Source organism: Nitrospira lenta (genome assembly GCF_900403705.1).
In the GTDB taxonomy this organism is placed as follows: Bacteria; Nitrospirota; Nitrospiria; order Nitrospirales; family Nitrospiraceae; genus Nitrospira_D; species Nitrospira_D lenta.
This window is the reverse complement of sequence record NZ_OUNR01000001.1, coordinates 70,799-85,415: the sequence shown is the minus strand read 5'-3', so window position 1 is coordinate 85,415 and position 14,617 is coordinate 70,799. Positions and strand designations below refer to the sequence as shown.

Below are 14,617 nucleotides of genomic sequence, written 5' to 3'. Positions count from 1 at the left end.
AGGCGCGCAACCTTCACAAGGGAGCGTCGTGGCCCCAATGGCCGGAAAGCGCGCGATCCTGGATGAAACGTTTCAATTCTGGACGACCCGCGAAGCCGCCGATCGCACCTTGAGTCGCATCAAAGAGGCCGGATTCAATGTGTATATTCCGGTCGTGTGGTATGGCGCAGGCACGACGTGGCCCTCCCGATTGGCTCCATGGGATCGCGCGCTGACGGCGCAGGCGGCGACGGGCTTCGATCCGCTTCGCTATGTGATCGAGAAAGCGCATGCACTGGGGATCGAAGTGCATCCGTGGTTCACCGTCGTCCTCCGCCGGTCCGACCTGTTCCCGGAGTTTGCGCTGCAGGGGGTGCTGGAGGGTGGCAAGCTCGGCATCTTCGATATTCATAATCCCCGGTTCCGCGCGTGGATCACAGATCTGATCGTCGAGGTCGTGAACAACTACGATGTCGACGGCGTCAACCTCGACTATATCCGTGCCATGGGCATGTGTCGTACGGCGACATGTGGGGACGAATATCACGCCCGGTATCAGCGGGATCTCGAAAAGGACGCGCTATTGTTTCGAGTGGCGCCTCGAATGGTTCCATCGCTGATCGAATATCAAGAATCGGCCGTCACCGGCCTGGTTCGGAAGATCGGCGAGGCGGTGCGGGCCGTCAAGCCGCGCGTGCTCATCAGCGCCGATGCCTATCCGGATCTGACGGATTATCTCAACGGACAGAACAGTGTGGAGTGGGTGAATCGCGGGTATATCGACGTCCTGTTCCGCATGGACTACGACAAATCCATCAACGGTCCCGGCACGGAGGCGGTCCGGTCGCGCCTCAAGAATCCGGACCGGTTGACGATTATTGCCGGCAACTACGATCTCGTTCAAGACGGCGCGTTGCCGCGGTCCGGACGATGGCTCCTAGACACCTTCCATGGGATTGCGTCCCGTTGGCCTCAATCCGGTGTGGCGTTGTATCTCTACAATCAACTGTCCGACGAGCAGGTCGAGGCCTTGAAGTTATTCGATCGGCGCAGGCCGGCCGATGATCTGGGCGCGCCGAGGGATGTCCCAATCCGCTGAGCCCGTGGCGAAGGGGAGTCGAGATGCTGACGATGCTGCACATAGTGGAAGTCATGACGCCCTTCGGCGGTGTGCCGGTCAAGCTGCTCCGTCTTGCGGAAGCGGTTGACCCGGAGCGGGGCCGGTTGGTCTTCATCGTGTTTCAGCCGGCGGCGTTGGACGAGGTCGTCAGTCGATTGGGTTCGCCTGTCCGTCAAGTCGGCTCGGTTTCGCCGGTGCGCATTGTCCGGGCGCTCGACCGGGCCATCGAAGAGGAGCGGCCGGATGTGGTGTGTTCGCATCATACCCGCGGATTGATTACGGGCTATCTCGCGGCCAAACGGCACGGCCTTCCGCTCATTCATCATGAACACAGCAGCGCGCACTATCGCCAGGGCATCGGGCGGCTTGCGGCCCAGGCTATCATGCCCCGGGTCGACCGGGTCATTTGTAATTCACTCTATACACTGCGCACGATTCAAGCGGCCTATCCCGGCATTGCCGGCCGGCTCTGCCATCTCCATGACCCTGTGGTAGAACGCCTGGCAACCACGCCTGCGCACGCGATTCGAACAGAACTCGGCCTCAGCGAGACCGATCTGGTCATCGGACATATCGGCGGGCTGATTCCGGAGCGCGATCAGTCGTCGTTGATTCTGGCGATCGACCTCCTGAGACGATCCAACCCTCACGTCAAATTGGTGCTGGTCGGCGACGGGCCTGAGCGCGCACGGCTGGAGGCGCTCGTGCGAACGCGGCATCTGGAGGCGCTGGTGCGATTCGCCGGGTATCGGGATCCTGGGGATTTGCTTGGAGTGATGGATCTCTATGTCAATCCCTGCGTCGACGAAGGATTCGGCATCGCGGTCGTCGAGGCGATGCTCGCGGGGCTTCCGGTCGTGATCGCCGAGGCCGGCTCCCATCCCGAATTGATCGTCGACGGAGAGTGCGGATTATTATATGAGCCGGGCAACGCCGTGGATCTTGCCGCACGGCTGCAATGGCTGATCGACCGGCCAGCCGATGCACGCGGTATGGGTGCGCGCGCGCGGCTGCATGCGCAACGGGAGTTTGCGACGGGCCGGTTCATGACCGGCTATCTGAACCTCATGCAGCCGGTTGCCTGCGACCTCGAACCTAGACTTCAATGAATGTATCGGCCCTCCAGCAGCAGTTATTTCATGGATCGATGGCGGGCCTGTTGCGGGTCGCCCTGGCGATCCCGGTCTATCTGGTGCTCACGCCGGCGGTACTGCATGCCTTGGGTCCGGAACAGTTCGGCATCTGGACGTTCAGCACGCTGGTCATCAGTTTGATGAACATGACAGATTTCGGTCTCAAAGATAGCCTGGTCTATCACGTCGCGACGCATCGTGAGCAGCCGGACGAGGTTCGGCGGTGCTTCTCCGTCACGCTCTGGGGCTATGTTGCCATCGCGTTGTTGCTGGTGATGGGAACGGCGGCATGGGGGGCGACGGCGTTTCCGGCCCTGCTCAACGTCCCGGCGTCTCTCCAGGAGGCCGCCGTCTTCGTCTTGTGGGTGACGATCGCCGGATTGGTCTGGCGCCTCCTTGCGTTGCCGTATCAGGCGGTCGTCGAAGGGTATCAGGAGCTCTTCCGATCCCAACTGATTTTTTTGGCGTGGTTGGGCGTGCATTTCGCCACGACGCTGATTGCGCTCGCTGTCGATCCGACGGTGTACGGGCTTGGATGGGCTGGCCTCTGTGGGAATGTGTTTATTTTTGGAGCGTTCTTCTGGACGGTCCGACGACGGTTTCCGCATATCACCCTCCGCTGGTACGGATTGTTCAACGAGTCTGTGCGTTCCATGGCGGGATTCGGTCTGGGCATACAGGTCGCCGCAATCTGTATCGCGCTGCGCGAGCCGATGTACAAAGTCCTGATCGCGCGATCCTCCGACTTGGCATCAGTGGCGAGCTTCGATATTGCGTACAAGATATGTACGCAACTGATGTCGGTTGTGACGATGCCGCTCCTCGGTCTTTTCGGCGCGGCAGCTTTGCTGGCGGGACGGCATCAGGATCTCGCCGACCTGCTGCGTCCGCTGATCGGCTGGACCCTCGGGGCGTTGTTGCCCGGCGCGATCGGAGTCGCATTATTCGCCGAGCCGGTGATGCAGCGCTGGTTGGGCAGGAGCGACCTTGCTTCCGGGTTGGTGCTTCCGGTGATGTGTGCCGGGTTCGCCGTGTACTACGCGACGGAGGCGCTCTATAAAACAATCGAAGGATCCGGGCGGTCGTGGTATAGCGCCGCCGTCCAGGTCGCAGTCTTGCTCGTCCAGGGCGGCGTGTTCTGGCTGCTGGCCCCCGGCCAGCCTCAAGCAGCTGCCTGGTCGCTGGCGGCAGGCTATGGGCTCTTCTCTCTCTCTAACCTCTTCATGTTTCGATTCCTGTTCCCGGAGATTCGGGTGCTCAGTGGTCGGCAATGGGCGGCGTTGTTCGCACCCTCCTGTATGTACGTGATCGGCATCAGAATGTTTCCGCTGAGCGACGATCCATGGCTGTTCGGCAGCTATGTTCTGGTGCATCTGGCGGTGTTGGTCACGGCCGGGATTATCGACGTTGACGCAATCCGGAGACGGCTGGCGGTAGCCGGAACCGGCGCGCGATGGGCGTTCCAGGCCGTGAATAGGGGGGCGAAATGAAGCTCGCAATCGTCACGAATATTCTGACCCCCTATCGTATCCCGCTGTTTGCGGCGATGGCCGGGCAGGTGGACCGGCTGACGGTTCTCTTGATGGCTGAGCGGGAAGAAAATCGTCAATGGGAGCTGGGGGCGATCCCGTTCGAGGTGCAGGTGCTGCCTGGATTTCACCTTCGACCGCGCCGGGCCGATGTCTCGATTCATCTCAATTATGGAGTGATTCGGGCACTGCGGCGGCTGAATCCAGACGTGGTGCTGAGCGGAGGATTTGCCGCGGCGAATGTGGCGGCGTTCGTCTACTGCCGGCTGTTTGGAAAGAAGTATGTGGCCTGGACGCATCTGACGTTGCAGGATGGCGCCGAGTCGTCTCGCCTCCGGCGGTGGATCAGGCATTTCGTGATCGGGTCGGCTCACGGATCGATTGCGGAATCTTCGGTAGCGCGCGAGGCGTTTGTGCATTACGGGGCGCCGCCGCGCCGGGTCTTGCGGGCGGTCATGCCATTTGATGTGTCGAGGATTCATGAACAAACGGACGCCGTCAGGCGGAGTTCCGGCTATCAGGCCTTCCGGAGCCGCTATCCCGGCGTGGTTCTGCTGTCCATCGGCCAGCTCATTGCCCGGAAGGGCTGCCGGGAAATGCTGGAGATCTATCGCCGGACTGCACAGGTTCGTCCGGACGTCAGTCTGGTGATGCTCGGCGATGGGCCGGAACGGGCTTCGTTGGAACGGATGGTTGATGAACAGCGCATTCCCCATGTGTTTTTTGAAGGGTACGTGCAGTCCGAAGACCTCCCGCAGTATCTCGCCTGTGCGGATCTGTTCGTGTTTCATACCTTGTACGATGCGTTCGGACTGGTACTCAGCGAAGCCATGGCCGCAAGCCTGCCGGTCGTATCGTCCGTGCATGCCGCCGCCACGCGCGATCTGATCAAGGAGGGAGTGACGGGGGTGTCGATTGATCCGCATGCCGCAGCCGCGTCGGCGGAGACCATCGTCAAACTGCTCGATCTTCCTCGCCGCGATCTCGTCGGCATGGGCCGCGCCGGATACGAACATGTGCGGGCCTTCGATGCGGTGCCGTCCGCCGCTCGTATCGTGGAGTTCATGCGAAGCCTCATGGGTCGATCCGATTGGCTTCCGATGGTAGAAGGCCAGGAGGGAAATCCGTGAGGGGACTAAGGGCGACATGTCTGACAAGCCGAAGCTGCTGATCATCGGTCCGACCCCGCCGCCGTTTCATGGCGTGTCGGTCGCCGTGCAGACGCTCCTACAGTCGAAGCTCATGGAGGCGTACGATGTGACCCACCTGGAGCTTGCCGACCGCCGGGGGATCGGCCATGTGAATCAACCGGATCTCCAGGATGTCTGGTTGTTTCTTGGGCAATGGGCGCGGCTCCTTCGTCTCCTGATGCGCACCCGGCCGCAGGTCGTCTATCTCGTCCTCTCTCAAACGACAGTGGGGTTTTTGCGGGACAGTTTCTTTCTCTGGCCGGCGTGGTTGTTCGGGGCTCGCGTGGTCGTCCATTTGCACAGCGGCGCATTGCAGGCGTGGTATCGAAGCCGGTCGCTTCCGATGCGAGGCTACGCGCGAGTGGTGCTGGCGCGAGTGACGAAGGCGATTGTCCTGGGAGACCAGCTGCGATCAGAATTCGACGGGCTGCTGCCTGCGGACCGGATTGCCGTCGTTCCCAACGGTGTGGAGTGCGTCGATGAGTGGATCGACCGGGCGCCGCCGGTGTCTTCTCAGCCATGGCGTATTCTGCACCTCAACACCCTGAATCGCATGAAAGGCACGCTGGTACTGCTGGCCGCGATTCCCGCCGTTCTGCGTTCCCGCCAGGATGTGGAATTCATATTGGCCGGTCCCTGGTCACACGAAGACCATCGCGCAGAAGCTGAACGATATATCGCGCAGCACGGGTTGGGGCGGTATGTCACCTTCACCGGACAAGTGTCCGGTGATGAGAAGCGGAGCCTGTTGCGGTCCGCCGATCTCTTCGTCTTTCCCGGCATTCAGCGAGAGGGGCAGCCGTTCGTGGTATTGGAAGCCATGGCCGCCGGACTTCCTATCATCTTCACGAATCAGGGCTGTTTGCGGGAGACGGTGGTGCATGGAGACAGCGGTCTCGAAGTTCAGTGTAACGATCCCGACGATCTCGCCCGGCAATTGCTCTGGCTCATGGAACGCCCGGACGAATGTCTCCGACTCGGAAAGGCCGCCCGGCGCCGCTGTCAGGCTGTCTTTTCAAGAGATGGGCACATCGAACAGATGCTCCACCTGTTTCAAGATGTTTTGACCGACGCGTCGACGCATCGGCGACCCTCAATCAGCGCTTCTCAACCCCGCTAGCCGACAGTCTTTCTGTCTTCCGACCGGTCTTCACTCGCTCAGATTCGTGTGCGCCGCCTTGTCACAGTTTAACGATCCGTTAACACAAACTTGAGGTTGGCGTGGCCTGTCGAAGGGACAGACTCGCTAGACTTGCTCACCCATGGATCGGGCGTTGTGAGTCACACAAGGAGGTCAGGGATGGCTTCAGCGGCGGTTGAGCAAGAGCAAGCGAGTCGATTCTGCCAAGTGCCGATTCTCGGACTTCCCGTGCATATGATTCAACTTCCCGACGTCGTGTCGGTGATGACGCATTGGGTCATGCATGAGCGCTTCCGCCCCCATTGGGTCGTGGTGGCCGACATGCACGCGGTCGTCGAGGCGCACAATCGGGCCGACTTTCGGCGCATGGTTCGGCAGGCGGATCTGACTGTTCCTGACGGCATCTCGCTAGTGAAGGTGGCGCAGTGGAAGGGTGGAGCCGTGCGCTCCCGCGTTGCAGGCACCGACCTGATGAAGGCTTTCTTCTTCGGCACCCAGGGCCTCGGATTCCGACATTATTTTTACGGCGATACCGATCGGACGCTTGAGCGTCTGACGGCCAATCTGACGCAGCAGTATCCAGGGCTCACGGTGGCAGGAGCCTATTCGCCGCCGTTTCGCCCGATGACGGAGGAAGAAGATGAGGCTGCGATCCAGCGGATCAACGACGCGAAGCCGGATGTGTTGTGGGTGGGACTCGGGCTCCCCAAGCAAGAGCAGTGGATCTATACCCATCGCCATCGGCTGAACGTGCCGTTGGTGCTCGGCGTCGGCGCCGCGTTCAAGTTTCTGGCTGGCACTGTGCAGCGCGCGCCCGAGTGGGTCGGTGACATGGGATTTGAGTGGCTCTGGCGGTTTGCCTGCGAGCCGCGCCGATTGTGGAAGCGAGTCATGATCGGAGGGACGCAATTCGTGGGGCTTGTCCTGTTGGAACTGGCCGGCTGGCGAGACTTTTCTTGAGGAGCGATGGGGCAGCGGCACGAAATGGAATTGTCCGGAGCGACGGCCATGCAGACTAGCGGGGTGGCGCTGTCCGATGTCTCCGGCCGGGAAATACCGCGCCAGCGGCCGCTCCTGCTCTGGGGCGCGGCGGCACTCATCCTGGTGCTGTTCGGCGTCGCCTATGCCGAGAGTCTGAAGTATTTGGTGACGCAGTGGATGGAGGACGACAACTACAGCCACGGATTCTTCGTCCCCGTCATCACGGCCACCCTCATTTGGTGGCGGCGCGAACGGATTGCGGCAGCCGGTATTGCGTCGTCCTGGTGGGGCCTCCTTCCTGCCGCGCTCGGTCTTGCGCTCTATGTCTTCGGTGGTTTCTCCACGATGTATTCGTTGCAGCAACTCTCCTTGTGGTTAGTGATCGTCGGATTAGTGTTAGCGGTCACCGGTCCTCGCGCGACGCGGGAGATGGCGTTTCCCCTCGGGTATCTCCTTACCATGATCCCCTTGCCGCAGATGCTGCAAACCAATGTCTCGTCTTCGCTCCAACTCATGTCCTCTTCTTTAGGTATCGGCGTGTTGCAAGCGATCGGGGTTACGGCCTTCCGCGAGGGCAATGTCATCGACCTCGGCCCGATCCAGCTGCAAGTGGTCGAAGCCTGTAGCGGCCTGCGGTATCTCATTCCATTGATCGCGCTCACTTTGCTGAGCGCCTATCTGTTCCAAAAGCGTTTATGGAAGCGGGTCGTCTTGGTCGCCTCGGCGATTCCTCTCGCCGTACTTTTAAACGGTCTCCGGATCGGATTGATCGGGGTCCTCGTCGATCGATTCGGTCAGGGCGCGGCCGAAGGGTTCATGCACCTGTTTGAAGGCTGGCTTCTCTTCGTCTTGAGTCTGGCGATACTCAGTGCGGAAATGTGGTTGCTGGGGAAGATCGGCGACGGATCGGCGCCGGATAGTGATCGGCCTGGCGCACGCCCGGCGGCGGCGGTGTCTTCCGGTCACGCCGTAGGTCTCATGAGCGGCCCGGCTGTCGCCTGCATCGGACTTCTGGCCGTGACGATGGCCATGTCGATATCGTTTCGTGCTGACGGACAGGGCCACACGGCGCCCTCGCGCCAGAAGTTTGTCGATTTTCCCATGCAATTGGCCGGACGGCAGGGTGAATCGGTCGTGATGGAGCGCATGTATGTGGATGTGCTGCGGTTCGACGACTATTTGCTCGCCAACTATCAAGGAGCCGGCGGCCCGATCAATGTGTATGCCGCCTATTACCGCTCGCAGGAAAAAGGGTGGGCCGTGCATTCCCCGAAGGCCTGTATTCCCGGTGATGGCTGGGAAATTACGTCGCTCAATGAGGTGGCTGTGCCCGGTGACGTGAAGGCTGGGATCCCATTTCGAGCGAACCGAGTTCTGATCCAGAAGGGTGGGCAAAAACAAGTGGTGCTCTATTGGTTCAAGCAACGGCACCGATTGGTGGCGAGTGAGTATTTAGTAAAGTTTTTCCTATTTGTGGATGCTCTGACGATGAAACGGACAGATGGAGCCCTGGTCCGGTTAGTGGCTCCGGTGCAGCCCGGCGAATCGGAAGGCGCGGCGGATCAGCGGGTGCTACAGATGGCGGCGGCCGTCCAGCCGCTGCTGCCGGCCTATGTGCCCGATTAAGAAAAGGCATATGAGTCTGTGGTGATGTCGACCGTATTATTCTTCAGTTTCATCGGTTCGCTGTTGATCTGCATGGCGCTGATCCCGGCCCTGACGGCCTCGGCCTGGCGCTTTCAGTTCATCGATGTGCCGCGCGACCGCCGGATGCATGCGGAGCCGATCGCCAAGGTGGGCGGGATTGCTCTGGGGGCCGGCACGATCGCGGCGGTCTTGCTGTGGGCGCCACAGGACCGGATGATCCTTGCCAGCCTTCTGGGCGGCGTGGTGATTTTGCTGTTCGGTATATGGGACGACCGGGTCGGTCTCGACCATCGGATGAAATTTGCCGGACAGATTCTGGCGGCGGCGATTGTCGTGGCCTATGCCGGTGTGCGAGTGACCGCGATCCCCTTCGTCGACGATCAGGCGCTCCCGCTCTGGGCCGCGGCGACAATCACCATGGTCATCATCGTGGGGATGACGAACGCCGTGAATCTTGCCGACGGCCTCGACGGGCTGGCCGGCGGATTGTCGTTGATCAGTTTCACCGGGATCACGTATCTGGCCTACCAGGCGAACGACCAAATGCTGATGGTGCTGATGGTGTCGGTGCTGGGCAGTCTTCTGGGATTTCTTCGGTTCAACACCTATCCGGCTCGCGTGTTTATGGGTGATGCCGGGAGTCAGTTTCTCGGGCACTATCTCGCCGTGGCCGCGATTTTATTGATCGATCCGGCCCGCGCGCCCTACAGCCCGCTGCTGGTGCTGTTTCTCTGGGGCATTCCTCTGCTCGATACCGTCGGCGTGATGGGGCAGCGTCTCTGGCAAGGCCGGTCGCCATTTGTCGGAGACCGCAACCATCTGCATCACAAACTCTTGGCCATGGGTCTGTCTCACCGGCAGGCTGTGACGGTCATCTATCTGGCCCAGGGGTTGTCGGTCTTGTGCGCCGTTGTGCTGCGCTGGCAAAGCGACGCGATGCTCCTGGGAGTCTATGCGGTCTTTGCGACGGCGGTGCTGTCCGTATTTGTCTGGTCTTCTTGGCGGTCGGCGAGTCCGACCCCCGCAGCCGTTCCGTCCGGGGAGGCTCCGGCAGCCGGAGTTGCTCCCGACGCCATGCGTGCATGGCCGCTGCAAGGGCTCACGCTGTTCGTGCCCCTGTATCTTCTCGCCTGTCTGGCGACGCCGGGAAAGATTCCCGCGGAAGTTGGGCTGATCGCTGCCGGACTCGCCGCTGTTGTGTTGGGGAGTCTGGTGATTGCGCGCGGCACGGCATTCGCCGTGCGGGTCGGTCTCTATATCGGAAGCACCTGCGCGGTGTACTACGCGCAGATGTCGTCACGCCAGTCGCCGGCCGAGTGGCTGTCGCCGTTGACGCTGGGGGGCGCCGCCCTGGCGGTGCTCGTGGTCCTCACGATTCGATGGATGGGCGATGCGCGATTCCAGACGACGCCGTTGGATTATCTGATCGTCTTTCTGGCGGTGGTGATGCCGTTTCTCTCGGACCTGACGGTCGGCGCCGTCCAGTTGAGCGTGGTGACCGCGACGCTGATCGTGTTGTTTTTCGCGTTTGAGCTCCTGCTCCAGATGCACCAGGCCATGGTGACTCGGCTTGGGTGGCTGACGGCCGCGATGCTGGGCGGTCTGGCGGTTCGGGTGTGGTGGGCATGACGGGAACGGAGAGGTGAGGAGGGAATGGTCATGAATCGATATCTGATGGGCGTCGTGACGGCGATTACGGCGGTCAGCCTGGTGGCCTGCGGCGGTCCGGAAGAACGCAAGGCGAAATACCGGCTGCGCGCGCAAGAATATTTTCAAGAAGGGAACTATCCCAAGGCCCGGGTGGCCTTGCGGAATGTCCTCAAGATCGATCCGAAAGATGCGGAGGCCTACTTTCTCTATGCGCAGGTGGAGGAAAAGGAAAAGAACTGGCGCAATGCGGTGACGGGATATCAGCAGGTGGTGGAGTTGAATCCCGCGCATGATCGCGCCTGGATCAAACTGGGGAAGTATTTTCTCGAAGCGCGGGCGTTGGAGCGGGTGGATCAGGCGGCGGATCGCGTGCTGGCTCTGCAGCCCGACCATGTGGGAGCGCGCTCGCTCAAAATCGCTGCGGTGGCCGTGGGTGGACAAGTGGAAGAGGCGACGACGCAGGCGGAACAGCTGCGGGCGGCCGCGCCGGCCGATATCGATGCTGCGCAGTTGCTGGCCTCGTTGTACGCGTCACGCAAGCGGACGGCGGACGCGGTGGCGGTGCTTCGGCAGGTATTGGACGCGCACCCCGACAACGTCGAATTGCTAGGCGCGCTGGTGTTGGTCTACGTGCGGGCCGGCAATCCGGCCGAGGCGGATCTAGCGTTGCAGCGTGTCATTGCGCTCGAACCGAAGGTGCTCGATCACCGGCTTCGTCGCGTCGCCATTTTCGACCAACAGCAACAGTATGCGCAGGCCGAGGCCGTCATGCGCGAGGCGGCGCAGCTCGATCCGGACAGCGATGTCCGGCGCCTGGCCCTCGCGGAGTATTTGGCGCAACGGCGTGGATCCGCCGAAGCGGAAACCGAATTGCGGAAGGCCCAGGAAGATCTGCCCCGTTCCGCGAAGATCCGGTTTGCGCTGGGCACGCTCTATGAGCGGACGCAACAGCCGGAAAAAGCGCAATCGGTCTATGAGGCTATCCGTAAAGAATTTTCGGGAAAACCGGAAGGCTTGGATGCGCAAGTGAAACTGGCTGGCCTGGAACTGGCAGCGGGACGGCAGGACAAAGCTGAGCAGGCGCTGGAGCAGATTCTCAAAGACAATCCTCTTTCATCGGATGCCTTGTTGCTGCGCGGGAAGATCGCGTTGCAGCGCGGGAACGGGAAGGCGGCGGCTCAGGATTTTCGATCGGTCTTGAAGGATGCGGCTGAAGCGGCGGAAGTGCACGTCCTGCTGGGGCGCGCGCAATTATTGAGCGGCGACCTCGCGCTGGCGCGTGAAAGCTTGGAGAAGGCCGTCGCCCTGTCGCCGGCCCTGTCCGAGGCCCAGATGATGCTGGTGGGACTGGACGTCACCGGCGGCCAGTTGAAGGAGGCGCGGAAGCGGCTCGACCCATTGTTGGCCCGCGATCCGGGCAACCTCACGTTCTTGGGCCTCCTCTTCCAGATTCAAATGCAGGAGAAGGATTGGGACCGTTCGCAGGACACGCTGACCCGTCTCCGTTCCGCTGGAGCCGATCGCGCCAAGGTCGATTTGGCGGAAGGCCAGATGGCCGCGGCGCAACAGCAATGGGATCAAGCGGAGGCTGCGTTCAACCGGGCGTTGACAGAACAGCCGCTCGCGGCTGAACCGCTTCTCGCGCTGGTCCGTCTCGGGGTCCAGCGCGGAGCCCTGCAACACACGCAAGCCCGGCTCGAAACGATGGTCGCCGAACAGCCGAAACATCCGTTTGCAGCGGGGTTTCTCGGTGAAATGTTGTTGATGAAGGGGGAGGCCGAGCCTGCCATGGCGCGGTTCGAAGCGGCCACGCAGATCAATCCGTCGTGGACGACCCCCTGGGTGCATCTCGCGCAGTTCCGCTACGCCAAGCAGGATATGGCTGCCGGGGATGCGGCGCTCAAAAAGGCGTTGGAGGCGAGTCCGGATAATGAACAGCTGCGGGTGATGCTGGCGACCAGTCTGGAGGGGCGAGGCCTCATCGACGAGGCGATGGCGCAGTACGACCTGGTGCTCAAATCCCACCCGAAGTCGCTGCTGGCCGCCAACAATCTGGCCTCGCTTCTGGTCGATCGGAAGGGGGATGCGGACAGTTTGCAGCGGGCGCTTCTGTTGAGCCGGGATTTCGAAACCCAGACCTCGAATGCCTATCTCCTCGATACGCTCGGGTGGGTGCATCTCAAGCTGGGGCATCAGCCGGATGCGCTCCGGCTGCTCAAACAAGCGCTCGCCAAGGCGCCGAGCCATCCGGTGCTCAGCTATCACCTGGGGGTGGCCTATGTGCAGTCGGGTGAGAAGGCCGAGGCGCGGCAGCTGTTGAGTCAGGCGCTTGAATCTAAACAGTCCTATCCCTGGTTTGAAGAGGCCAAATCTATGCTGGCAAAGATCGATGGATAAGAGGACACAGTTGTCACTCATTGCGCGGGCGCTGTTCCGGATGTTGCTCGGAGGGCTGCTGTTTTGGAGCGCCGGGTGCGGCACGGTCGAGTCTCCGAATATGTCAGGGACGACACCCGTATCCGGGGCCGGTGCCGAGTATCTCCTGGGGGCGGAAGACGTGCTGGCGATTGCCGTCTGGAGAGATGAACACCTGACCAAAGAAGTCGTCGTCAGGCCTGACGGGTTTGTATCGTTTCCCCTCGTGGGTGAAGTGCAGGCGGCGGGGCGGACGGTTGAAGAGGTGCGCGCGGACATCGCCAAGCGGCTGGCGAAGTTTATTCCCAACCCGAATGTCTCGGTCGCGGCGACCAAAGTGTTGAGCTATCGGATCTATGTGTTGGGCCGCGTCAATAAGCCCGGCGAGTTCATGATCGGTCACACGACGGATGTCTTACAGGCATTGAGCCTCGCCGGCGGTCTGACGCCGTTTGCGTCTGAAAACGATATTCGCATCATCCGGCGGATCAACGGGGAGCAACGGTCGATTCCCGTTCCCTATGGGGACCTGAAGCAGGGAAAGAACTTGGAGCGTAATGCGCTGTTGCAGCGCGGTGATGTGGTCATGGTTCCTTGAGGGATCACCCTCCATCGCAACGATGTAGATCTATGATGTGGCGATGGCTTGTGACGGCGGCGTTGGTGGGAGGCAGTTGCTGCGCGGGCGGGCTTGTCCTGAACGGGGACGCGGCAGAGTGGTCGGCCGAACCGTCGCTGGGCGTGAAAGGTGAGTACAACAGCAATCTTCTGCTGGTGGCCGGTTCGCAAAAGCCGGTCTACGGGCACTGGGTCTCGCCGGGTATCCGGTTCGCCGGGTCGACGGAAAATCTGGAGGTCAGCGGGAAGGCGGCGGCCGATGTGGTGCGCTACTACGGCGGCCGGAATCAGGACCTGCTCAATCTCTATTTTCCGCTCTCCGTGAAGTATGGGCTGGCCCGGGAAACGTTCGGGTTCGACGGCGGGTTTACGAGAGACAATACGTTGATGGGGGAACTCTTGCGGACCGGTGTCGTGCTCAGCTTCACCCAGCGCAATGTGTGGAACTTGGCGCCGTCGTGGTCGCATGCGTTCACGGAACGGCTGTCTCTCCAAGCCTCCTACCAGTATTCCAAAGCCACGTACGAGGACGGTGCGCGGTTGGGGTTGGTGGATTATCAGGTGCAGACCGGATCCGCGGGACTGGCGTACCAACCGACCGAAAACGATCGCGTGCAAGTGACGGGGGTGTACACGAACTTCAGCGTGTCCACGGCCAGCGCGCTGCGATCGCATATCGTCGGCGCGCAAGTCTCATGGTCGCATGCGTTTACTGAAACGCTGACGGCAACGGTGACCGGAGGGCCGCAGTTGGTGTCCTCCAGCATCTCAGCCGGACCGGAGCGGCTTACGGATACGCAAACGTTGTGGGTGGCCAACGCCAATGTCCGGAAGCAATGGGATGCCGGATTTGCGGAAGTCGTCGTAAGCCGTGAAATCAATCCGAGCGGATTCGGCCTGCTGCTGAAAACCGAGCGGGTCGGGCTGAATGTGTCGCATAGCCTGACGGACCGGTTGACCGCGTCGGTGAATGCGCAGGTGGTGCTGGCGTCTTCCATTGCGTCGAAAGCGGTCCCGTTCACGTTTCCTGAAAACCGCTATATCAATGTGACGCCTCGGTTGACCTGGAAATTCAATCAGTGGTGGTCGGTGGATGCCGCCTATACGTATGGGCAGCGCGAGGTGGAGAGCTTCGGCGAACGGGCGTTTGGAAGCGCGACGACGGTGATGTTGACGTACTATCCGCCCAAGTTGTCGGTCGGGCGTTAAGGAGA

General features: G+C 61.3%; 11 protein-coding genes. All 11 read left to right on the top strand.

Annotated features, from left to right (window positions below; all coding sequences use genetic code 11):
* The first annotated feature begins 37 nt into the window (after positions 1–37).
* Positions 38–1,078 carry a glycoside hydrolase family 10-like protein gene (locus tag NITLEN_RS00380; protein WP_121987604.1) on the top strand — a complete coding sequence of 347 codons (1,041 nt, stop codon included), beginning with the start codon at positions 38–40 and terminating at the stop codon, positions 1,076–1,078.
* Positions 1,079–1,101: 23 nt separating this feature from the next.
* Complete coding sequence (locus tag NITLEN_RS00375) at positions 1,102–2,208, top strand: glycosyltransferase family 4 protein (RefSeq protein WP_121987603.1); 1,107 nt, start codon at positions 1,102–1,104, stop codon at positions 2,206–2,208.
* Positions 2,205–3,722: a lipopolysaccharide biosynthesis protein gene (locus NITLEN_RS00370; protein ID WP_121987602.1), complete on the top strand. Its 1,518-nt coding sequence runs from the start codon at positions 2,205–2,207 to the stop codon at positions 3,720–3,722. Before NITLEN_RS00375 ends, NITLEN_RS00370 begins: the two co-directional genes overlap by 4 nt.
* The gene (locus tag NITLEN_RS00365) at positions 3,719–4,891 is read left to right on the top strand and encodes a glycosyltransferase family 4 protein (protein WP_121987601.1); all 1,173 of its coding nucleotides are present in this window, start codon (positions 3,719–3,721) and stop codon (positions 4,889–4,891) included. Before NITLEN_RS00370 ends, NITLEN_RS00365 begins: the two co-directional genes overlap by 4 nt.
* A gap of 16 nt (positions 4,892–4,907) precedes the next feature.
* The gene (locus NITLEN_RS00360) at positions 4,908–6,071 is read left to right on the top strand and encodes a glycosyltransferase family 4 protein (protein ID WP_121987600.1); all 1,164 of its coding nucleotides are present in this window, start codon (positions 4,908–4,910) and stop codon (positions 6,069–6,071) included.
* Positions 6,072–6,251: 180 nt separating this feature from the next.
* Positions 6,252–7,052, top strand: a complete 801-nt coding sequence (locus NITLEN_RS00355; protein ID WP_121987599.1) for a WecB/TagA/CpsF family glycosyltransferase — start codon at positions 6,252–6,254, stop codon at positions 7,050–7,052.
* Positions 7,053–7,058: 6 nt separating this feature from the next.
* Positions 7,059–8,699, top strand: a complete 1,641-nt coding sequence (xrtD, locus tag NITLEN_RS00350; RefSeq protein ID WP_121987598.1) for a VPLPA-CTERM-specific exosortase XrtD — start codon at positions 7,059–7,061, stop codon at positions 8,697–8,699.
* A 24-nt stretch (positions 8,700–8,723) separates the two neighbouring features.
* Positions 8,724–10,349, top strand: coding sequence for a glycosyltransferase family 4 protein (locus NITLEN_RS00345; RefSeq protein ID WP_121987597.1), 1,626 nt, complete (start codon positions 8,724–8,726; stop codon positions 10,347–10,349).
* A 30-nt stretch (positions 10,350–10,379) separates the two neighbouring features.
* Positions 10,380–12,767 (top strand): tetratricopeptide repeat protein, encoded by a 2,388-nt coding sequence (locus NITLEN_RS00340; RefSeq protein ID WP_181416541.1) that lies wholly within the window; start codon positions 10,380–10,382, stop codon positions 12,765–12,767.
* Positions 12,760–13,383, top strand: a complete 624-nt coding sequence (locus NITLEN_RS00335; RefSeq protein WP_245924349.1) for a polysaccharide biosynthesis/export family protein — start codon at positions 12,760–12,762, stop codon at positions 13,381–13,383. The genes NITLEN_RS00340 and NITLEN_RS00335 overlap by 8 nt, the downstream gene beginning before the upstream one ends.
* A 32-nt stretch (positions 13,384–13,415) precedes the next feature.
* Positions 13,416–14,612 carry a porin family protein gene (locus tag NITLEN_RS00330; RefSeq protein WP_121987595.1) on the top strand — a complete coding sequence of 399 codons (1,197 nt, stop codon included), beginning with the start codon at positions 13,416–13,418 and terminating at the stop codon, positions 14,610–14,612.
* The last annotated feature ends 5 nt before the right edge of the window (positions 14,613–14,617 follow it).